The organism is Micromonospora sp. CNB394, assembly GCF_000374985.1.
GTDB lineage: Bacteria > Actinomycetota > Actinomycetes > Mycobacteriales > Micromonosporaceae > Micromonospora > Micromonospora marina.
This window is the reverse complement of the sequence record NZ_KB895835.1, coordinates 96,076-117,131: the sequence shown is the minus strand read 5'-3', so window position 1 is coordinate 117,131 and position 21,056 is coordinate 96,076. Positions and strand designations below refer to the sequence as shown.

At 74.3% G+C, this 21,056-nt stretch carries 16 protein-coding genes; 7 read left to right on the top strand and 9 right to left on the bottom strand.

The genetic code is table 11. The annotated features are described in order from the left end of the window. The first annotated feature begins 6 nt into the window (after window positions 1–6). Both C569_RS0115080 and C569_RS0115075 read left to right on the top strand, forming a co-directional pair. Complete coding sequence (locus C569_RS0115080) at window positions 7–1,128, top strand: M23 family metallopeptidase (RefSeq protein WP_051090491.1); 1,122 nt, start codon at window positions 7–9, stop codon at window positions 1,126–1,128. A gap of 10 nt (window positions 1,129–1,138) precedes the next feature. Continuing rightward, window positions 1,139–1,741, top strand: a complete 603-nt coding sequence (locus C569_RS0115075; RefSeq protein WP_018786608.1) for a hypothetical protein — start codon at window positions 1,139–1,141, stop codon at window positions 1,739–1,741. A 5-nt stretch (window positions 1,742–1,746) separates the two neighbouring features. On the opposite strand, the gene C569_RS0115070 is transcribed toward C569_RS0115075, so the two are convergent. Then, window positions 1,747–2,304: a hypothetical protein gene (locus C569_RS0115070; protein WP_026268180.1), complete on the bottom strand. Its 558-nt coding sequence runs from the start codon at window positions 2,302–2,304 to the stop codon at window positions 1,747–1,749. Window positions 2,305–2,517: 213 nt separating this feature from the next. Here C569_RS0115070 and C569_RS30335 point away from each other — a divergent pair, with 213 nt between their 5' ends. Both C569_RS30335 and C569_RS0115060 read left to right on the top strand, forming a co-directional pair. Further along, on the top strand, window positions 2,518–5,097 hold the full coding sequence (locus C569_RS30335; protein WP_018786606.1) for an FtsK/SpoIIIE domain-containing protein: 2,580 nt from the start codon (window positions 2,518–2,520) through the stop codon (window positions 5,095–5,097). Continuing rightward, window positions 5,094–5,795 carry a hypothetical protein gene (locus C569_RS0115060; RefSeq protein ID WP_036345918.1) on the top strand — a complete coding sequence of 234 codons (702 nt, stop codon included), beginning with the start codon at window positions 5,094–5,096 and terminating at the stop codon, window positions 5,793–5,795. The genes C569_RS30335 and C569_RS0115060 overlap by 4 nt, the downstream gene beginning before the upstream one ends. 48 nt (window positions 5,796–5,843) lie before the next feature. Here the strand turns inward: C569_RS0115060 and folE are convergent, their stop codons facing one another. From folE to C569_RS33745, 4 genes are all read right to left on the bottom strand, one after another. Then, window positions 5,844–6,461 (bottom strand): GTP cyclohydrolase I FolE, encoded by a 618-nt coding sequence (gene folE / locus C569_RS0115055; RefSeq protein WP_018786604.1) that lies wholly within the window; start codon window positions 6,459–6,461, stop codon window positions 5,844–5,846. An 86-nt stretch (window positions 6,462–6,547) separates the two neighbouring features. After that, window positions 6,548–8,560, bottom strand: coding sequence for an ATP-dependent zinc metalloprotease FtsH (gene ftsH, locus C569_RS0115050; RefSeq protein WP_018786603.1), 2,013 nt, complete (start codon window positions 8,558–8,560; stop codon window positions 6,548–6,550). 379 nt (window positions 8,561–8,939) lie between these two features. After that, a complete protein-coding gene (hpt, locus tag C569_RS0115045; protein ID WP_013288988.1) occupies window positions 8,940–9,515 on the bottom strand; it encodes a hypoxanthine phosphoribosyltransferase in 576 nt (191 codons plus the stop codon). A gap of 99 nt (window positions 9,516–9,614) precedes the next feature. After that, the gene (locus C569_RS33745) at window positions 9,615–9,752 is read right to left on the bottom strand and encodes a hypothetical protein (RefSeq protein ID WP_018786602.1); all 138 of its coding nucleotides are present in this window, start codon (window positions 9,750–9,752) and stop codon (window positions 9,615–9,617) included. Between the two features lie 150 nt (window positions 9,753–9,902). Here C569_RS33745 and C569_RS0115035 point away from each other — a divergent pair, with 150 nt between their 5' ends. After that, window positions 9,903–10,862, top strand: a complete 960-nt coding sequence (locus C569_RS0115035; protein WP_018786601.1) for a GlxA family transcriptional regulator — start codon at window positions 9,903–9,905, stop codon at window positions 10,860–10,862. Between the two features lie 108 nt (window positions 10,863–10,970). Here the strand turns inward: C569_RS0115035 and tilS are convergent, their stop codons facing one another. From tilS to dacB, 3 genes are all read right to left on the bottom strand, one after another. Beyond that, complete coding sequence (tilS, locus tag C569_RS30330) at window positions 10,971–11,921, bottom strand: tRNA lysidine(34) synthetase TilS (protein WP_018786600.1); 951 nt, start codon at window positions 11,919–11,921, stop codon at window positions 10,971–10,973. An 88-nt stretch (window positions 11,922–12,009) separates the two neighbouring features. After that, entirely contained in the window at window positions 12,010–13,077 is a 1,068-nt protein-coding gene (locus C569_RS0115025) for a zinc-dependent metalloprotease (RefSeq protein WP_026268179.1), read from the bottom strand. A gap of 66 nt (window positions 13,078–13,143) precedes the next feature. Beyond that, window positions 13,144–14,547 (bottom strand): D-alanyl-D-alanine carboxypeptidase/D-alanyl-D-alanine-endopeptidase, encoded by a 1,404-nt coding sequence (dacB, locus tag C569_RS0115020; protein WP_196806735.1) that lies wholly within the window; start codon window positions 14,545–14,547, stop codon window positions 13,144–13,146. 517 nt (window positions 14,548–15,064) lie between these two features. Here dacB and C569_RS0115015 point away from each other — a divergent pair. Next, window positions 15,065–15,571: an inorganic diphosphatase gene (locus tag C569_RS0115015; RefSeq protein WP_013288994.1), complete on the top strand. Its 507-nt coding sequence runs from the start codon at window positions 15,065–15,067 to the stop codon at window positions 15,569–15,571. Between the two features lie 56 nt (window positions 15,572–15,627). Here the strand turns inward: C569_RS0115015 and eccD are convergent, their stop codons facing one another. Next, window positions 15,628–17,010, bottom strand: coding sequence for a type VII secretion integral membrane protein EccD (gene eccD / locus C569_RS0115010; RefSeq protein WP_018786597.1), 1,383 nt, complete (start codon window positions 17,008–17,010; stop codon window positions 15,628–15,630). A gap of 104 nt (window positions 17,011–17,114) precedes the next feature. On the opposite strand from eccD, the gene C569_RS0115005 reads away from it, so the two are divergent. Beyond that, complete coding sequence (locus C569_RS0115005; RefSeq protein ID WP_018786596.1) at window positions 17,115–21,053, top strand: type VII secretion protein EccC; 3,939 nt, start codon at window positions 17,115–17,117, stop codon at window positions 21,051–21,053. The last annotated feature ends 3 nt before the right edge of the window (window positions 21,054–21,056 follow it).

The window sequence follows — 21,056 nt, the reverse complement described above, 5'->3', positions numbered from 1 at the left end:
CTGGGCATGATCGCCACCGCCGTCACGAGCGTGCTCGCCCTGCTCTGCTGCGTCGGCGGGGCCGGTGCCTTCCTCCTCACCGAACTGGGCGGCGACGAGGACGACCCGAAGCTCGCGGCCCTGAACTGCGACCCGGCCTACCAGGTTGACCTGACCGGCGACATGCCGCGCTTCGCCGAGTACGGCGAACGCCAGCTGCGCAACGCCGCGGTCATCATCAAGGTCGGCCAGGACATGAAGCTCCCCGCTCGCGGCTGGGTGATCGCGCTGGCCACCGCGATGCAGGAATCAGCGCTGCGCAACCTCGCGAACAGCACCGTCCCGGCGTCGCTCGCGCTGCCGCACGAGGGAGTGGGCGCCGACCACGACTCGCTCGGCCTGTTCCAGCAGCGGCCCGGGTGGGGCAGTGTCGAGCAGCGGATGACGCCCTCGTACGCGGCCCGCAAGTTCTACCAGAAGATGGAGAAGGTGCCGAACTGGCAGCAGCGCCCGCTCACAGTGGTCGCCCAACAGGTCCAGGTCAGCGCCTACCCCGACGCCTACGCCAAGCACGAGGAACTGGCCGGGCGCATCGTCGACGCGCTGGCCGGCGGTGCCGCCCGGACCGTGGAGATCGCCGGCAAGGCGGTGTGCGACGCCGCCGCCGGCGACCGGATCGCAGCCTCCGGCTGGACCGCGCCGCTGCCAGGCGGCGTGGTCTCCGGCTTCCGCACCACGGCCCGTCCCAGCCATCACGGCGTGGACCTGGCCGCCTCGAAGGGCACCCCGATCCACGCCGCCTCGGCGGGCCGGGTACTGGTGGCCCGCTGCGACCCCGACCGCTCCGGGCGGCGGGACTGCGACCGGGACGGCTGGCCGAACAAGGGTGGCTGCGGATGGTTCGTGGACATCCTGCACGCCGGCGGGTTCATCACCCGCTACTGCCACATGGTCGAACGACCCCGCGTGGTGCCGGGGCAGGCGGTCGAGGCGGGCGAGGTCATCGGGTTCGCCGGCAGCAGCGGCAACTCGTCCGGTCCCCACCTGCACTTCGAGGTGCACAAGGACGGCGACCGGTCCAGCAACGGGGCGGAGAACCCGGTTCCCTTCATGCGCAAGCGGGGCGCGCCCCTCGGCGAGACCGAGTGAGGCCGCGCGGATGAGCAACCCCCTGCCCGACCCGTTCGCCGACCGGCCGGACTGGGCGCCGCTGCCGCCCCGGCCGGTGGAGACCGTGCCCGCCACCGGCGGGACCGAACTGCGCGGCCGCCGCGTGCTGGTCGGCCTGCCCGGTCTCGGCTGGCGTGGCGACCTGCGGGCCGACGAGCGGGTGGTGCAGGGCAGCCGCACCTACGTACCGGTGATCCCGGAACACGAGTGGTACCGGGCCGAGGCCGAGCAGGTGGAGGTGTTCGCGCCGCTGGTGCCCGTGGAACGGGTCTGGGTGGAGACCATCGGCGAACGGCGTCCGGCGACTGAATCGACGACCACCTCGGGACTCCGGCTGGTCTCGCTGGACGTGCCGGAACGCCGGCCGCCCACGCCGGTGTTCGAGGCGGACGCGGTGACCGGGCGACGCGTGGTGCACGTGGACGACGGCGTGGAGCGACGCGACCTGCGCGCCGTCACCGAGACCTACTCCGGCGCGGACGGCGACATCTGCGTGCGGGTGGCCCCCGAGCTGGAGTGGTACCGGTGGGCCTGGCGCGGGCAGGCGCCGACCACGTTGGAGGTGCCGGTGCACCTGCTCTGGCTCGAGTAGTCGTGTCAAGCAGCGCGTTGTGCCGAGCAGACGCCCCACCCGTCCTCGCGTCTCGTCTCGAAACGCCACCGCTGTCGATCGCTCTGTGAGATGCCCTCGACGGAGGCGGAGATGATGAGTTCGACCTCGATCACCGCGGAGTCGCCGGACTGCTGGACGGCCAGCGGGCCCCAGCTCACCGAGATCGTCGTGTTGAAGCGCTGCTCCCGGGCTAAAAGGTCGTCGCGAAGCGCACGCAATGCTTCCGCGTCTGCCCTTCCATCGCAGTCGAATTCCTCGGCTTTCGTGTCGTTGCGGTCCACGAGGAAGGCTCGCAGATAGTTGTCCACCACGACGTCGGGGGCGCTTCGGTCCGGGGCGGTAGCGCGGTCGTACAGCACGAACCCGGCCACCCCGCCGACAGTGCACAGCACCGCCAGCACTCCCGCGACGACCGCGAGCACCGTGCGGACCGGGCGCTTGGGGCGTACCGGGGTGGGAGCGGGCACGGGGGGCGCCAACTGCTCCGGCGGGGTCCGCTGCGCCGGTACTCGGGACACCTGGGAACCGGCGGGGGGCTGCACTGATTCCACCTCCTGAGGCTATCGGCTGCGCCTCGCGTACCCAATGCCTGGAAGCGGCGGATCGTGGCGAACCGCCGGGCGGGCGCCGACCGGCGGCGGGGTGAGGCTGCTCACCGCCGACCAGTTCACCGCGCCGACCGACATCCCGGTGGACGGCCGCCGCCTGGGTTACCGTCTCTCCTCGGGGAGGACATGTCGGCCTCGGAAAGAGAGGTGGACGCGGTGGCGACTCCGAAGTCGCGCGCCGGCCGGGCCGCCGCGCTGCACCGTCGGGCCGAGGCCGCCGCCACTGCCGCGGCGGGCATCCTCGACGAGATCCGGCCCGCGCCGGCCGACCATCACCGGCAGTACGAGCTGGCCGAGCGCCTGCGGACGGCAGCCGACGTGGCGGCGCCGGGTTGGGCCGGCGGGTCGCTGGAGTCGCTGACCGCGACGACGCCGCCCGGTGACGGCCTGCCGCCGCTGGTCCGGGTGGGCACCGCCGCGCCGCTCGACGACGCCCGCTTCCCCGCGCTGGTGCCGCTGCTCGGCAACGGCCATGTGAGTCTCGATGCGGACGCCTCCGACGCCCGGGTGGCCGGGCTGCTCCGCGCGCTGCTGCTGCGCGTCTTCGCCGCCACGCCGGCGGGCGCGTTGCTGGCGCGTGCGGTCGACGGCGGTTCCGGTGAGACCTTCGCCGGGTACGCGCCGCTCGCCGACGCCGGCCTGCTGCCGCCGCCCGCCACCGATCTCACCGGGATGCGTGCGGTGCTGGCCGAGGCGGAGCAGTGGGTGGCTGCCGGGACGGCCCGGCAGCGCGGGCACGACCGGACTCTGCTGCTCGTGGTCGCCGCGCTGCCGGACGGTACGACCACCGCGGACCTGGACCGGCTCGCCGGGCTGGCCGAGGGCGGGCCACGTGCCGGGCTGCATCTGGTGCTCGCCGGCTGGCCGGACGGCAGTCCTCTGCCACGCGCCACGGCGGTCACGGTCCGCACCGCGTACGCGCTGGTCGCTGACCCGCCCGGCGTGGGCTTCGGCAGTCCCGGCGCCGAACCGCCGGGCGGGTTGAACTCGCCCGTGTTCCTCGACGAGGATCCGCCCGCCGACCTGGTCGCGGAGGTGTGCGCGCGGCTGGTCCGGCAGATCGAGGACGGCTCCCGCCTGTCCCTGGGCGATCTGCTGCCGGCCGACGGTTTCTGGGCGGCCGGCTCGGCGGACGGGCTGAGCACCACTGTTGGTGACGCCGCGGGGCGCCCGGTCAGCCTGGGCTTCACCGAGCTGACCCCGCACTGGCTGGTCAGCGGCCGGGGCCAGGCGGGCCGGTCGGCGTTCCTGACCGCCGCGCTGTTCGGCCTCGCCGCCCGGTACGGCCCGGACGAACTGGTGCTCTACCTGGCCGACCTGGCCGACGGCGAGTCCTTCGTGGAGTTCCTGCAGACCGAGCGGGACCGCTCCTGGGTGCCGCAGGTGCGCGCCGCCGGGATGGCGGCCGACCGCGAGTACGTGGCCGACCTGTTCGGCGAGCTGGAGGCGGAGCTGCGCCGCCGCGAGGAGGCGTCCCGGCGGGCGGGTGGGCAGCGCTACGCCGAGCTGCGGCAGCACCAGCCGCTGCCCCGGATCGTCTGCGTGGTCGACAACTTCCCGCTGGCGCTGCGCGAGCGGGACCGGCTCGCCGCCGACCTGCTGGCCCGGTTGGACGCGGTGGCCCGCGCCGGCCGGTCGTACGGGATCCACCTGGTGCTGGCGGGCGAGGGTGACCTGGGCATCGGCGGGCCGCGTGATCCGCTGCTCGGCCGGTTCCCGGTGCGGGTCGCGCTGCCCGGCGGTTCGGCGGTGCTGGAGCCGGCGAACGACTCGGCGGCCGGGCTGCCGGTGGGCAGCGCGGTGGTGAACACGGCGGGTGGTCTGGGCGGTCCGCGCGGCGCGACCCGGGGACACGAACGGATGATCCGTTTCCCTGATCCGTACGAGGATCCCGACTTCCTGGCCGGCCTGCGGCGACGGCTCTGGGAGGCGCGGGGCGAGTCGGCACCGCCGGTGGTCTTCGCCGGGTTCGCACGCCCGCTGCTGGCGAACGATCCGCGGCACCGGGCGGCGCTCGCGGGGCGGGCCCACGCGCCCGCCGTGTTGCTGGGCCGGGCGGTGGACGTGCGGCGGTCCACTGTGACGGTGCCGCTGGGGCCGGGCGCGGGGCGGAACCTGGCCGTCCTGGGTCGGGATGAGGAGGCCGAGCGGCTGCTGGTCACGGCGGTTCGCAGCGCGGCGGCGGCGCATCCGGCCGCGGCCCGGTTCGTGCTGGCACCGCTGGCGAACGGGTCGGCCGAGCCGGCCGGGGTGCTCGCCGCCGAGCTGGCGGGACGTCACCGGGTGGAGACCGTCGACGTGGCCGGGCTGCGGACCGCAATGGAGTCGGACGAGCCGGGCTACCTCGTGGTCTTCGGGCTGGACGTGCCGGACGCCACCGAGCTGCCGCCGGACCTGCTGCGGACGCTGCTGCTGGAGGGTCCGCCCACCGGCCGGCACCTGCTCGGCTGGTGGCGTACACCGGCTCCGCTGGCCGGGCTGCTCGGCCCGGAGGGCGAGGTGGACAAGCTCACCGCCGTGGCGGTCACCGACGTACCGGGTGGTCGGCTGGAGCAGCTCTTCGACCGCCCGGTCTGGTGGCGGCCCCAGCCGGGACGCGCGGTGCTCTGGGACGGCCCGGACGAGCAGGGCACCGTCTTCGTGCCGTTCGGCGCGGCCGAGACGGCGACCGCGCGGATCGAGCCGGATCCACGGGCGACCGACCGCGCCGGGGAGGGGGCGGCATGAGCGAGACCGGCACGGCCGTACCAGGGCCCCGCTCGGGTGGGACGACCACTGTGGCGGACCCCGCCGAGTCGGCCTGGGCGGAGTACGTCGCGTCCGCACGGGCGCTCGACGGGGTACGCCGGGCTGCGGCCACCGCCGCCGGGGAGCAGGCGCGGTCGGTGGCCGCGGCCCGCGAGGAGCTGACCGCGGTACGCGAACGGCTGGCGCCACAGCAGTCCCGGCTGCGTGATCTGGGCGTACCGGCGATGTCGCTGGTCCCGACGCCGCCGGAGGTGACCGAGGCGGCCCGGACGATGACAGGTGGGCCGTCGGCGGTGCTGACGGCGCTGCGCGCGGCCGGGGACTGGGCGGACGCGGCGGACGACACGATGAGCGCGCGTGGCCTGCCGCGGCTGGCCCGGTGGCCGGCCCGGCCCCGCAACCTGCTGGTGTACGGACCGCTGGCGCTCGTGGTGCCGCTGCTGCAGCTGGTGCTGTACGCGGTCGCCGGTCCGGGACCGGTGACGGTGCTGGCGCTGCTGGTGGGGTTGCCGCTGCCGGCTGTGGCGTTCATGCTGGGCTGGCTCGCGGTGGGGCGGGTCTTCCGCCCGCGGCCCACCGACCGGGTGGACCGGACGCCCCGCTTCGGTGCGCTGGTCTGCCTGGTCCCGGCGGTGCTCACCGCCGCCGGTCTGCTGCTGGCCATGCTGCCCGTCTGACGACGGCCGCGCCTCCCGGGGAGTACGCGGCCGCCGGTGCCGGTGGGGTCAGCGGGCCATGATCAGCGTCATCGCCTCGGCCCGCGACTTCGCGTCGTTCTGGAGGCCGCCGCGCACTGCGGAGGTGATGGTCTTCGCGCCCGACTTCTGGATGCCGCGCATCGCCATGCACATGTGCTCGCACTCCAGCACCACGATCACGCCGCGCGGGGCGAGGCTGGACATCAGGAGGTCGGCGATCTGCGAGGTGAGCCGTTCCTGCACCTGCGGCCGGCGGGCGAACACCTCGACCAGCCGGGCCAGCTTGGACAGGCCGGTGATCCGGCCGTCCGGGCCCGGGATATAGCCGATGTGCGCGCTGCCCCGGAACGGCAGCAGGTGGTGCTCGCAGAGGCTCATCACGTCGATGTCCCGAACGAGCACCAGCTCCTCGTGGTTGGCCTCGAACGTGGTGCGGAGCACCTGCGCCGGGTCGACCCGCAGGCCGGCGAAGAGTTCGGCGTACGCGCGGGCGACCCGGGCCGGCGTCTGCTGGAGGCCGTCGCGGTCCGGATCCTCGCCGACCGCGATGAGGATCTCGCGGACCGCCTTCTCGATCCGGGCGAGGTCGACGCTGTCCTCCACCGGGCCACCGGTGAGTTTGCCGCTGATCAGGCGCGCGGCCACGTAGTCGAGCGCGTCGTCGCCGTCCGGCTCGGTCGCGGAGACGGCCGACTCCCTGTGGTGGGAGCCGGCCGTCGTCGGATCGCTGTTCAGTGCGTACCGTCCGAGTTGTTGCTGGAACCACCGATCGATGCGGCGGCGTCGGCGCGGGCCTGCGTGGCCAGCGCCTCCTTCTCGGCCGGGGTGAGCACCGGCGGCTCGGTGGAGGGCTGACGCTTGCCGAAGCCGTGGTACGGCGCCATCGGCGGGCGCTTGACCACGCGCGCGCAGATCCGGGCCATGTCGGCGGTGGAGAGCGTCTCCTTCTCCATCAGCTCCAGAACCATGTTGTCCAGGACGTCCCGGTATTCCACCAGGATCTCCCAGGCCTCGTCGTGGGCCAGCTCGATCAGCGCGCGCATCTCACCGTCGATCTCGGCGGCCACCGCGTCGGAGTAGTCCCGCTCGTGGCCCATGTTGCGGCCGAGGAACGGCTCGTCGCCGCTGGTGCCGTACTTGATCGCACCGAGCTTGGAGCTCATGCCGTACTGCGTGATCATCGCGCGGGCCAGCTGCGTGGCCTTCTCGATGTCGTTGCCGGCGCCGGTGGTGGGCTCGTGGAAGACCAGCTCCTCGGCCGCCCGACCACCCAGCGCGTACGCCAGGGTGTCGATCATCTCGGCCCGGGTCTGGGTGTACTTGTCCTCGGTCGGGAGGACGAGCGTGTGACCCAGCGAGCGACCCCGGGACAGGATGGTCACCTTGTGCACCGGGGCGGCGTGCGGCAGCGCCCAGGCGACCAGCGCGTGCCCACCCTCGTGGTACGCGGTGATCTTCTTCTCCTGGTCGCTCATCACACGGGTCCGGCGCTGCGGGCCGGCGATCACCCGGTCGATCGACTCCTCCAGGGAGTCGTTTGTGATCGCCCGCTGCTCCTTACGAGCGGTGAGCAGCGCGGCCTCGTTGATCACGTTGGCCAGGTCGGCACCGCTGAAGCCCGGGGTACGCCGGGCGACCGCGTCGAGGTCGACGTCGGGCGTGAACGGCTTGCCCTTGGCGTGCACCCGCAGGATGGCCTTGCGGCCCTCCATGTCGGGGGCGTCGACCGGGATCTGCCGGTCGAACCGGCCCGGGCGCAGCAGCGCCGGGTCGAGGATGTCCGGCCGGTTGGTGGCGGCGATCAGGATGACGCCGCCCTTGGTGTCGAAGCCGTCCATCTCGACCAGGAGCTGGTTGAGCGTCTGCTCCCGCTCGTCGTGGCCGCCGCCCATGCCGGCGCCGCGGTGGCGGCCGACCGCGTCGATCTCGTCGACGAAGACGATCGCCGGGGCGTTCGACTTGGCCTGCTCGAACAGGTCGCGGACACGGCTGGCGCCGACACCGACGAACATCTCGACGAAGTCGGAACCGGAGATGGAGTAGAAGGGCACGCCGGCCTCGCCGGCGACCGCGCGGGCCAGCAGCGTCTTACCGGTACCGGGCGGGCCGAACAGCAGCACGCCCTTCGGGATCTTGGCGCCCAGGGCCTGGTATTTCGCCGGGTTCTGCAGGAAGTCCTTGATCTCGTGCAGTTCCTCGACGGCCTCCTCCGCCCCCGCGACGTCCGCGAAGGTGGTCTTCGGCGTGTCCTTGGTGATCATCTTCGCCTTGGACTTGCCGAAGTTGAGCACCCGGGAGCCGCCGCCCTGCATCTGCGACATGAAGAACAGCAGCAGGAGCACGAGCAGCGCGATGGGAAGCAGGTTGACCAGCAGGCTGACCCAGATGCTGTCCGACGACACCTTGGTGTCGACCGGGCCGGTGATGCGGTCCGCCGCCTCGGCCTCGCGTACCTGGTTCCAGACCTGGCCGCCGACCTCGTACGGGAACTGCGCCTCGATCTTGTCAGTGGTGGTGTCGCCGTCGAACTTGGCCTTGTCCTTCAGGTCGAGCTGGAGCGTCTGCTCCTTGTCCTGGAAGACGACCTTCTCGATGCCGCCCTTGTTGAGCTGGTCGAGCGCGACGGACGTGTCCACCCGGTGGTAGCTGGGACCAGCGGTGAACAGTTGACTGAGCACAACGGCGCCGAGGATGACCAGGATGATCCAGACCACCGGTCGGCGGAAGAAACGCGTACGTTCCATGCTGTAGTCGGGCGCCGAGGCGCCCGCATCCTCCTGATCGACGTCCTGACCGTCTGAATGGTGTCGCCGCCTTGAGCGGCGGCCGGGGCCGCCGTGCGGGCCGGCCCGACCCCCGGGGCACGCAAACTGCCGCACCACGGTCATTCGACGGTACACCGTTCGGGCGACCCGTGAGCTTGCGAGCCCGGCACTTACGCGTAGGGCGAACCCGGGTTTGGAGCCGGCGTGGCGGGGAGCTCCCACCCGGCCCGCCCACACCGCACGGTCACGCGGTTCGAGGGGCCGGGCGTGGAGGGTGCCTCCACGTCACCGGTCCTACCGTAGACCGGAAGACTGAGAGCCCGCTGAATGTCAGCTGACGACGGGCTCGGCAGACCTCTCAGGCCCGCGCGTACACCTCGGGCTTGAGCACCCCGACGTAGGGCACCTCGCGGTAACGCTCGCCGAAGTCGAGCCCGTAGCCCACGACGAACTCGGTGGGGATGTCGAACCCGACGTACTTGACCGGGACCTGCACCTTGACCGCGTCCGGCTTGCGGAACAGCGCGACCACCTCGACGCTCGCCGCGGAGCGCGACTCCAGGTAGCGCAGCAGCCAGGACAGCGTCAGGCCGGAGTCGACGATGTCCTCGACGACCACCACGTGGCGGCCCGCGATGTCCCGGTCCAGGTCCTTGAGGATGCGGACCACGCCGGACGACGTGGTGCCCTGGCCGTAGGACGAGACGGCCATGAACTCCAGCTCGGCGGGCGGGCCCTGGCGGCCCAGCGCACGGGCGAAGTCGGCCATGAACATGACCGCTCCCTTGAGTACACACACGAGCAGCAGGCCGTCCTCGACGTGGGCGTAGTCCGCCGAGACCTGCTTGGCCAGTTCCGCGGTCTTGTCGCGGATCTGCGCCTCCGAGATGATCACGTGGTCGATGTCGGCGTCGTACCAGGAGCCGTCAGCCATGCTCCTAGCCTGCCGTACGCCCCGGTGCCGCCGTCGGCGGGGCCGCCCCTTTTGGCGCGGTCCCGCCGGGGATTTTCAGCGCGAACCGAATAAATCCCCTCAGCAGGTACGGGAGCGCCAGCGCTGCCCGTCGTCGCTCGGCTTCCAGTCGGCCGAGTCGCGGGTGTCGGCGGTGAACCCGAAGGCGCTGGCGCCCACGAGCAGAAGCAGGAAGAGCAGGAGCAGCAGAACGGTCATGGCGGCGCTCGCTTTCGCATGGTGGGGACTGTTTCCGCCGCCGGTGCGCACCGGACACAAATGATTCTGCGGGCCACCCGCCCACCCGAACAGTGGCAGGAATGTCATTGAACATCGATTTCCTGCCACCTGCCGGGTTACCCTCGTCACATGCTCCGCTCGGTCGCCGTCATCGCCATGGACCAGGTCGCCGCGTTCGAACTCGGCGTGCTCGCCGAGGTCTTCGGCACCGACCGCACCGCCGACGGCTTCCCCGGATACCGGTTCGACGTCTGCACCGCCGACGGCAGCGCGGTCCGCAGCCGCTCCGGCTTCCTGCTCACCCCCACCGCCGACCTCGGCCCGGTCGAGGACGCCGACCTGGTGGCGGTGCCCGCGCACGCCGACGGCAGCCCGATCCCCGAGCCGGTGCTCGCCGCCCTGCGCCGCGCCGCCGACCGGGGTGCCTGGCTGCTGAGCGTCTGCGCCGGCGCGTTCGTCCTCGGCGAGGCGGGCGTGCTCGACGGGCGCGACTGCACCACCCACTGGCGGTACACCGACGAACTCCAGCAGCGCTTCCCGGCCGCCCGGGTTCAGTGCGACTCGCTCTACGTGCAGGACGACCGGCTGCTCACCAGCGCCGGCACCGCCGCCGGCATCGACGCCTGCCTGCATCTGGTGCGCCAGGAGCACGGCTCGGCGGTGGCGACCCGGCTGGCCCGCCGGATGGTCGTGCCGCCGCACCGCGACGGCGGCCAGTCGCAGTACGTCGAGGCACCGATCCCGAAGGCGCCGGAGGCACCCACACTGGAACCCGTGCTGGAGTGGCTGATGGGGCACCTGCGCCGGCAGGTGACAGTGGACGAGCTGGCGGCCCGGGCCGGGATGGCCCCGCGTACGTTCGCCCGCCGGTTCCGCGCCGAGACCGGCACCACCCCGCACGACTGGTTGACCAACCAGCGGGTGCTGCTGGCCCGGCACCTGCTGGAGGACACCTCACTGAGCGTGGAGGGCGTCGCCGAGCAGGCCGGTTTCGGCGACGCGGCGGCCCTGCGGCACCACTTCACCCGCCGGGTCGGCACCACCCCGCTGGCCTACCGCACGACCTTCCGGGACCGCCAACCCACCTGACACCCCCACCCCTGCGGCGGTGATCAAGGAGTGTGCGGGCTGGGCAGAGCCGGAGCGTGACCAATAGTCCTTGATCAACCGGTGCGGGCGGGGTCGGCCCGTGAAGCGCTAGGGCAGGAGGTGGCCTGCGTGGCGGCGTACCCGGTGGTTGCCGGGTAGGTGCACCGGGCCCTGTCCGTGCCACGCCGTGACCAGGGCGTCCAGCGCGGCAACGTGACTGTGGGACAGCGCGGCCGGCGTCGCGCCCAGCTCGCGGGCCCAGGCGTGCAGCACCCGGGTACGGACGGCGGCCGGCAACCCGGCGAGCCCGGCGACGGACAGCCCGCCCGCCTCGGTCCGGACGTCGGCGAGCGCGGTGTCGGCGAGCGCGTCGAGCGCGGCGTTGTCGGCCGCGAGCAACCCGGCGGTACGGGCGAGGTTCGCCACCACTGCCGGCCCCAGCGCCTCGACGAGCGCCGGCAACGCGCCGGTACGGACCCGCGCCCGGGCGTACGCGGGATCGGCGTTGTGCGGATCCGCCCACGGGTCGAGTCCGAGCGCTTCGCAGGCGGCCCGGGTGTCGGCGCGCGGGACGTCGAGCAGCGGGCGCAGCAGGGGTACCCCGGTGACGTCGCGCCGCTGCGGCATCCCGGACAGTCCGCGCGGTCCGGCGCCCCGGGCCAGCGCCAGCAGGACGGTCTCGGCCTGGTCGTCGCGGGTGTGCCCGAGCAGCACCCCGGCGGCGTCGTACCGGCGGGCGACGGCGATCAGCGCCTCGTACCGGGCCTCCCGGGCGGACGCCTCCGGGCCGCCGGGCCGGCCGTCCACGCGTACCGGAAGCACCTCGACCGGGTCGAGCCCTTCGGCGCGGGCCCAGCCGGCGACCGCCTCGGCCCGTTCCGCGGACCCGGCTTGCAGGCCGTGGTCGACGGTCACCAGGCCCGCCGGCCGCCCGAGCCGGGGGGCCACGAACGCGGTGGCGGCGGCGAGCGCGAGCGAGTCGGCCCCGCCGGAGCAGGCCACCAGCACCGGGCCGGTGCCCGGCAGGCCGGTCAGCACCCGGCGGAGGGCGAGCCGCACCGCGGCGACGGCGGGAGCGGGCGACGGAGAGCGGCGCGATCGCGTGCCGGAACCAGCCCGGCCAGCGGAACCAGCCGGACCGGGCGGATCAGCCGACGGACGGGGTGGCACCGGCCGGCCCGTGTACGCGGGACACCCAGGCGTCCGGGTCACCCAGCTCGTCCAGGCGGGGCAGCGTCAGCGGGGACGAGAAGATCTTGTTGAAGCCCGTCATCCCCACCCGGTCGACCACGCCGTGCACGAACTTGCGGCCCTCGGCGTACTGGCGCATCTTGACCTCGATGCCGAGCAGCCGCCGGATCGCCTTCTCCAGCGGGTTGCCGGACTCGCGGCGCCGGTTGAACGCCGCCCGGATCGACTCGACGCTCGGGATGACCTGCGGACCCACGCCGTCCATCACGAACTCGGCGTGCCCCTCCAGCAGCGTCATCAGCGCGGTCAGCCGGTCCAGCACGGCGCGCTGGGCCGGGGTCTGCACGATGTCCAGCACGCTGGCCCGGCTCTCCGGATCCTTTACCGCGTCGGAGAGCGTCGCCACGCCGCGGCGGAGCCGTTCCAGCAGGTGCTCGCCGCCCTGGGAGGCGTCCACGAACGCCTGCACCTCGCCGAGGAAGTACGCGCGCATCCACGGCACGGCGGTGAACTGCGTGCGGTGGGTGACCTCGTGCAGGCACACCCAGAGCCGGAAGTCGCGCGAGTCGGCACCGAGCTTCCGTTCGACCTCCAGGATGTTCGGCGCCACCAGCAGCAGTTGGCCGGGGTCGCCGGCGAACACCTCGTACTGGCCGAGCACGCGGCCGGAGAGGTACGCCAGCACGGTGCCGGCCTGCACACCTGTCACCCGGGAGCCGATCGCCTCGGTGAGCGGGCCCGGCCGCTTGTCGCCGGAGAGGCGCTCGACCAGCGGGGACACCACCTCACGCAGCCCGGCGATGTTGGCCGCCGCCCAGTCACGGCGGTCGACCACACGGACCGGCGGGTGGGCGACCTGCGCGCGCAGGCCGGTGTAGTCGGCGACGTGACCGGCCGCCTCGTCGGTCAGCCGGCGCAGGTCGCCGACCACGTCGGTGGCCTCGGCGTACGACACCCGGGGGCCCGACTTGCTCAGCGCCCCCGCGGTAGCGGCGGCCAGATCCCAGTCCACGAACTGCGCCATGAACCCACCGTACCCGCGCCGGAACACCCCCACCCGGGCTCGCGCGGGCCGATCGACGCCCGTCGGTCAGCGGCAGCCGCACCCGGCCAGCGCGGAGCTGATCCGGTCCAGGGCCGCCCGGGTCTCGTCCAGTGAGCCCTGCGTCCGGTCGGTGAGCACGGCGAACGTGAGCAGCCGGCCGTCGGCTGTGGTCACCGTGCCGGCGATCGCGTTGACGCCGCTGAGCGTGCCGGTCTTGGCGCGGACGACGCCCGCTCCGGCGCGGGTCGCCGCCGCCCGGTAGCGCTCGTCGAGCGTGCCGGACCAGCCGCCGACCGGCAGGCCGCCGAAGATCGCGGCCAGCTCGGGGTGGCTGCCGTTGCCGGCGAGCGTGATCAGGTCGGTGAGCAGCGACGGGCTGATCCGGTTGGTGCGGGACAGCCCGCTGCCGTCGGCCAGGCTGATCTCGCCCGCGGGCAGGCCCAGCTCGCCCAGCACCTGGTCGGTGGCCGCCGCGCCGCCGGCGAACGAGCCGGGCTTGCCCTTGGCGAGCGCCACCTGGCGGGCCATCGCCTCGGCGATCACGTTGTCGCTGTCGCTGATCATGATGTCGACCAGCCGGATCATCGGCAGGGACTCGACCTTCCCCAGCTCGGCACCGGGGGCCGTACCGGTGGCGCCGGTCGCGGCCGGCGCGGTGCCCCGGGCCACCTGGGCGGCGCCGCCGCTCAGCCCGAGCAGCTTGGCGAACTGCCGGCCGGCGGTCAGGTCGGGCTGCGGCACCCGCTCGGCGGCGTGGTTGGTCTGCTCGGCGGTGCGCCGCGCCTGGACCGGGTCCTTCCGGGCGCCGTCGGTCATCAACGCGGTGATCGCCGCGCCGAATCCGCCGGTGGGGATGTCGGCGTCCCAGCCGGGCTCGAAGACCGGACCGCTGAACAGCGACGAGTCGACTATCACCTTGGTCGGGGCGGTGCCGCCGAGCGCGTCGCGCACCTGGGCGGCGAGGTCGTCGAGCCGGGCCGCGCCCGGGTAGAAGCCGTTCTTGTCCACGGCGAGCGTGGGGTCACCGCCGCCGACCAGGACCACCTCGCCCGGGTTGGCCCCGGCCACCGCCCGGGTCGGGATCCGGTGGGCCGTGCCGCGGGCCGCGAGCACCGCCACGCCGGTCGCCAGTTTGGTCACCGAGGCGGGCACGGTGGCCGTGTCCTGACCGCTGCCGTAGAGCGCCTGGCCGGTGCTCACGTCGGCCACCGACACGTGCACCCGGTCGCCGAGCGCGGCGGCGCGGACCAGCGGGTCCAGGGCGGCGCGGATGCCGGCCCCGGTGGGCAGCGGGGCGTTGCCGTCCGGCCCGGCCAGCACGGCCTGCGGGGAGGGCTCGGGCGAGGTGGCGGCCGCCGGACCCGTGCTGTCGTCGTCGCCCAGCCACCCGGCGACCGGGCCGGGACGCAACACCGCGAGCCCGGCCACCGCCACGGCCAGCACGAGCACGCAGGCGAGCGCCGCGACGAGCCGCCGGCCGCGTCGCGGCCGGCCCGGGGGCGGCCCGGAGGGTACGGGCGGCGCGGCGCCGACCGGCGGGACCGGCGGGCTGACCGGGATCGGTGCCGGCGCGCCCGGCCAGTTCAGCGGCACCGTCGGGTCGTGCGGCGGCCCGACGCGGGCCGAGCCGCTCGCCGGGTCGGAGCCGTGGTGCGCCGGGCCGACGCGGGCGGACCCGGCGGGCGGAGAGGGACGATGAGGCACGTTCGCCCCGGGGACGGACACCCGCCCGGTGGCACCGCCGGAACCGGAGCCGGCGGACCCGCGCCCGTCAACCCTCTCGGGGCGGTAGTGTGAATCTTCCCTCCCCACGGCCCCCTCCTCCCCGTTCGAAATCGCCTTGGGCGACACTACTTCGGTCCGAACACTATGCGGCGGCCGGAGCCGACGGGGGGCGTTCACCCCGCGCCGGCGGTGAGCCGCTGGTTTCCGTTAGCCAGCGTGGGCAGACGAGGGAGCGTGGAAGATGGATTTCGACGTCACGGTTGAGATCCCCAAGGGTCACCGCAACAAGTACGAGGTGGACCACGCGACCGGCCGCATCCGGCTGGACCGCACCCTCTTCACCTCCACCCAGTACCCGGCCGACTACGGGTTCATCGAGGGCACCCTGGGCGAGGACGGCGACCCGCTGGACGCGCTGGTGCTGGTGCCGGAGCCGACGTTCCCGGGCTGCCTGATCCGCTGCCGCACGATCGGCATGTTCCGGATGACCGACGAGAAGGGCGGCGACGACAAGGTCCTCTGCGTGCCCTACGAGGACCCGCGTCAGGAGCACCTGCGCGACATCCACCACCTGGGCGAGTTCGACCGGCTGGAGATCCAGCACTTCTTCGAGGTCTACAAGGACCTGGAGCCGGGCAAGTCGGTCGAGGGCGCGACCTGGGTGGGCCGGGTCGAGGCCGAGGCGGAGATCGCCGCGTCGTACCGGCGTGCCAAGGAGGCCGAGGAGCGCGGCGAGACGCTGCACTGACGCGCACACCTGTCGCAGGCCCGGGTCGCGTCCGGCGACCCGGGCCTCGCGCGTGTTCAGGCGAGCAGGTCGCGGGCCCGGTCGTAGAGGCCGAGCACCGCGCAGGCCACCGGCACGACCGCGACCACGAGCGCGGTGTCGGTCAGGTCGGCCAGCCGGCCGAGGTACGGGGAGACCGGACGACGGGCGTACGTGGCCCCGGCGGTGACCGCCGTCAGGGCCAGGGCCAGCCCGCCCACCGTCAGCGCGAGACGGCCACCCGGACCGGCACGGTCGGCCAGCACCACGCCGAGCAGGGCGAACCCGGTCAGCCCGGCGACGATCGCGGGCACCCGGTGCCGTACCGCCACGAACAGGCGCGAACGCAGCAGCAGGACCCCACCGGTGACGGCGGCGAGCAGCAGCCCGGCGGTCCGGCCGACGGAGACGAGCACCGCGACCGCGCCGACGGCCAGCACCGCGTGGCCGAGCAGCATCCCGGTGAGCACCTCCTCGGCGCGCGCCACCGCCGCGTGCACCCGCCCCCGGTCCGGCAGGTCCCGGGTGCCGGGCGGGCTGGGCAGGGTGAGCGGCGGCAGCGGCAGCTTGCCGACCCGGATGGCCAGCAGCGGCAGCCCGCCGAGCGCGAACACCAGCACGGCGAGCAGGACGGCGGCGGTGCCGTCCGGGTCGAGCAGCATCCCGCCGAACGCGGCCGCCACGCCCGTCGATCCGACCGTCACCCCGGCCACCGAGACGCGGGACCGGCTGGCCACGCCGAGCAGGCCGAGCACCGCCGCGAGCAGCAGCGCCACCGAGCCGACGAGCAGTTCGGGGGCACCCACCCAGCGCAGGCCGGGGATCGGGCCGACCGGATCGCCGGAGGTGACGGCCAGCGCTCCGGCCACCGCGGCCCACGGCAGGGCGTACCCGCCGAGCGTGGCGCCGACCGGGCCGTCCCCGTACGCCCGGGACGCGGCGACGGCGGTGAGCACCAGGATCAGGGCGACCGCCGCGGCGACCGGCCAGCCACGCGCGCCCGGCCCGCCCGCGACGACGGCGACCAGCCCGACCGCCAGGGGTACGGCGGCACCTGCGAGCGCGGCGGCCCGGGTGGCGTGGCCCGACCAGGCGGCGCCCCGGCGCCGGGCGCCGTCCACGATCGCCTCGACCACGTCGTCGTACTCCAGTTCGGGCCACTGGGCGCGAGCCGGCACCAGATGCAGCACCTCGCCGTCGCGAACGCCCTGCGGCAGCAGCGCCTGGGCGGTGGCGAGCACGGCGCCGTCGGTCCGGCGCAGCACCCACCCGCCGTGCCGCTCCCCGTCGTCGGCCAGTCCCTCGCCCGCGTGCCGGAGCACCTCGGGCAGCAACTCGGCCAGGGGGACCTGCTCCGGTAGGGCCACGTCGACCCGCCGCCTGGGCGCGCTGATCGTGACCCGGGCGAGCCCGCTTGTCATCGAGGCATCTCCATATCGGCGGAGGGAGTGGGCTGACGAACGAGAGGACTTTACCTACCATGAGCCAGGCTCGGGTTACCCAGAGCCACTTCCGGGGAGGGTGAGTGTCCACTGTCGTCATCAAGCGGCCACCACGCCGCCCGGCGCCGGAGATCCCGGTCGGTGAGCTGCCCGTCGAGGCGCCGCCGGAGATCCCCGCCGCCGCCGGTGGGCGCTGGCAGCAGGCGCTGATGGTGCTGCCGATGCTCGGCGGGACGGTGGCCATGGCGATGATGTTCGGTCGCGGTGGCGGTGCCTACTCGTACGTGGTCGGCGGCATGTTCGGCCTCTCCTCGCTGGCGATGCTGGTGACCACCTGGGGCAGCGCCGGGCCGAAGAAGTCCGAGCTGATGGCCGCCCGCCGGGAGTACCTGCGCCACCTGGCCACGCTCCGCCGCCGGGTGCGGGAGACCGCCGGCGCCCAGCGGGCCGGGCTGTCCTACCGTCATCCCGAGCCGGGGCGGCTCTGGTCGACAGTCGACAGTCACCGGGTCTGGGAACGGCGGCCGGGCGACCCGGACTTCGCCGTGGTCCGGGTCGGTGTGGGCCCGCAGACGCTGGCCACCCCTTTGGTCCCGCCGGTCACCCGTCCGCTGGAGGAGCTGGAACCCATGACGGCCGGGGCGCTGCGGCGCTTCCTGGACGCGTACTCGGTGGTGCCGGATCTGCCGGTGGCGCTGTCGCTGCGCAGTTTCGCCCGGGTCTTCGTGCGCGGACCGGCCGGCCCGGTACGCGGGGGCGGATCGCCCGCCGCGCAGGCGCTGGCCCGGGCGGTGCTCACCCAGCTCGCCGTCTTCCACGCGCCGGACGAGCTGCTGATCGCGGTCTGCGCCGGGCCGGAACGCCGGACCGCCTGGGAGTGGGTGAAGTGGCTGCCGCACGCCCACCATCCGGTGCGTACCGACGCGCTGGGCCCGGTGCGGCTGGTCACCAGCTCCGCCGCCGACCTGGAACGGCTGCTCGACGACGTGCTCGGCGCCCGGTCCCGGTTCAGCCCGCACGGCACCGCTACCGACGGCCCGCACGTCGTGGTGGTGCTCGACGGCGGCGACCTGACCGGCGCGACCGACCTGGCCGGTGACGGCGGCATCGACGCGGTCACCGTGCTCGACCTGGACACCCCGCCGCCCCGGCTGCTCGACCGGTACGCGCTCCTGCTCGACCTGGTCGACGGCCGGCTGCACTCGCACTCCGCCGAGGGTCACGCCGAGGTGGGCGCCGCCGACGCGCTGGCGCCCGCCGACGCCGAGGCGGTGGCCCGGCGGCTCGCGCCGCTGCGGCTCGCCGGCACGGTACGCGGGCCCGACGCGCCACCCGGCGCCGAGCTGGGCCTGCCCGAGCTGCTGGGGCTCGGCGACCCGGAGAGCTTCACCGCCGAGCAGGGCTGGGCGCCCCGGGCCGCGCGGGACCGGCTGCGGGTGCCGATCGGGGTGGGCGCCGACGGCGGGGCGATCGACCTCGACCTGAAGGAGTCGGCGCAGGACGGCATGGGTCCGCACGGCCTGCTGATCGGCGCGACCGGCTCGGGCAAGTCGGAGCTGCTGCGCACGCTCGTGCTCGGCCTGGCCGCCACGCACAGTTCGGAGCAGCTCAACTTCGTGCTCGTCGACTTCAAGGGCGGCGCCACGTTCGCGCCGTTCGAGCGGCTGCCGCACACCGCCGCCGTGATCACCAACCTGGCCGACGCGCTGCCGCTCGTGGACCGGATGGTGGACGCGATCAACGGCGAGCTGATGCGCCGGCAGGAGCTGCTGCGCCGGGCCGGCAACTTCGCCGGCGTGCGCGACTACGAGCGGGCCCGGGCGGCCGGTTCGCCGCTGGCCCCGCTGCCGTCGCTGCTGCTGATCTGCGACGAGTTCTCCGAGCTGCTGTCCGCCAAGCCGGACTTCATCGACTTGTTCGTGCAGATCGGCCGGCTGGGCCGGTCACTGGGTGTGCACCTGCTGCTGGCGAGCCAGCGGCTGGAGGAGGGGCGGCTGCGCGGACTGGACACGCACCTGTCGTACCGGATCGGGTTGCGGACGTTCTCGGCGCTGGAGTCCCGGACGGTGCTGGGTGTGCCGGACGCGCACGAGCTGCCGCGCAGCCCCGGGCACGGATACCTGCGCGCCGGCACCGATCCGCTGGTCCGGTTCAAGGCCGCGTACGTCTCCGGCGCGGTCCGCCGCCGCGGCGGCGCGGCGGGCGCGTCCGGTGCCGGTGAGGCACGCGTGCTCGCGTTCTCCACCCACCTGGTCCCGGTGCCGGAGCCGCCCGCGCCGGTCGCGCCACCCGCCGAGGACGACGGCGGCGAGACGCTGCTGGACCTACTCGTGGACCGGCTGGCCGGGCAGGGCCCGCCCGCGCACCAGGTGTGGCTGCCGCCGCTGGACGCCTCGCCCACCCTGGACGAGCTGCTCGGCCCGGTCGGCGCCGACCCGGTACGCGGGCTCACGGTGGCGAATCCGGAGCTGCACGGGGCGCTGCAGGTGCCGGTGGCGGTGGTGGACAAGCCGTTCGAGCAGCGGCGTGACCTGCTCTGGCTGGCGCTGGACGGCGCGGCCGGGCACGTCGCGGTGGTCGGCACCACCCGGAGCGGCCGGTCCAGCCTGCTGCGCACCCTGGTCTGCGCGCTCGCGCTCACCCACACCCCGGCCGAGGTGCAAATCTACTGCCTCGACTTCGGCAGCGGGACGCTCGGCACGCTGCGCGACCTGCCGCACGTGGGCGGCGTCAGCGGGCGGACCGACGGCACCGCCGTGCGGCGTACCGTCGGCGAGGTCGCCGGCCTGCTGGCGGAGCGGGAGCGGCGTTTCGCCGAGGCCGGCGTGGAGTCGATGGCCGCGTGGCGACGGCGGCGGGCGACGGGCGCGCCGGACCCGTTCGGGGACGTGTTCCTGGTGGTGGACGGCTGGAACACGCTACGCGGCGAGTTCGAGGACCTGGAACCGCTGGTCACCGAGCTCGCCACCCGGGGCCTGGCGTACGGCGTGCACGTGGTGGCGAGCGCGCTGCGCTGGTCGGACTTCCGCCCGGCGATCCGCGACCTGTTCGGCTCCCGGCTGGAGTTGCGCCTCGGCGACCCGGCGGACTCGGTGGTGGTCAAGCGGGCGCTGGCGGCCACTGTGCCGGACGAGTGTCCGGGCCGTGGCATCACCGCGGGCGGACTGCACTTCCTCACCGCCGAACCCCGCGTCGACACGCTCGGTGCGGAGACCGCCGACCTGGTCAAGGTGGTCGCCGGCGCGTGGACCGGTCCGCCGGCGCCCCGGGTGCGCCTGCTCCCGCCGGTGCTGCCGTACGCCGAGCTGGACCAGAGCGCGACGAGCGGGCTGGCGTTCCCGATCGGCGTGGCCGAGGCGGACCTGTCCCAGGTGGTGCTGGACTTCGCCACCGAGCCGAACTTCCTGGTCTTCGGCGACGCCGAGTGCGGCAAGTCGTCGTTCCTGCGGGCGCTCGCCACCTCGATCGTCAACCGGTTCACCCCGGAGCAGGCCCGGGTGATGCTCGTGGACTACCGGCGCAGCCTGATGGGCGTGATCGAGACGCCGCACCTGATCGGGTACGGCACCGCGGCGCCGCACACCGCCGAGCTGATCGAGTCGGCCGCCGGCTACCTGCAGGGGAGGCAGCCGGGCCCGGAGGTGACCCCGGCGCAGCTGCGCAGCCGGTCGTGGTGGACGGGGCCGGAGCTGTTCGTGCTGGTGGACGACTACGACCTGGTGGCGGGCGGGCCGACGAATCCGTTGCGGGCGCTTGAGGAACACCTGCCGCACGCGCGGGACGTCGGGCTGCATCTGGTGCTGGCGCGGCGTACCGGCGGCGCCGGGCGGACCGCGTACGAGCCGATCGTGCAGCGGCTGCGCGAGCTGTCCACGGCCGGGCTGGTGATGTCGGGCGGCCCGGAGGAGGGCGCGCTCGTCGGTCAGGTGAAGGCCGGGCCGCTGCCCCCGGGGCGGGCGCGGCTGGTCACGCGCCGGGAGGGGGTGCGCCTGGTGCAGTTGGCGCATCTCCCGCCCGGGTGATCC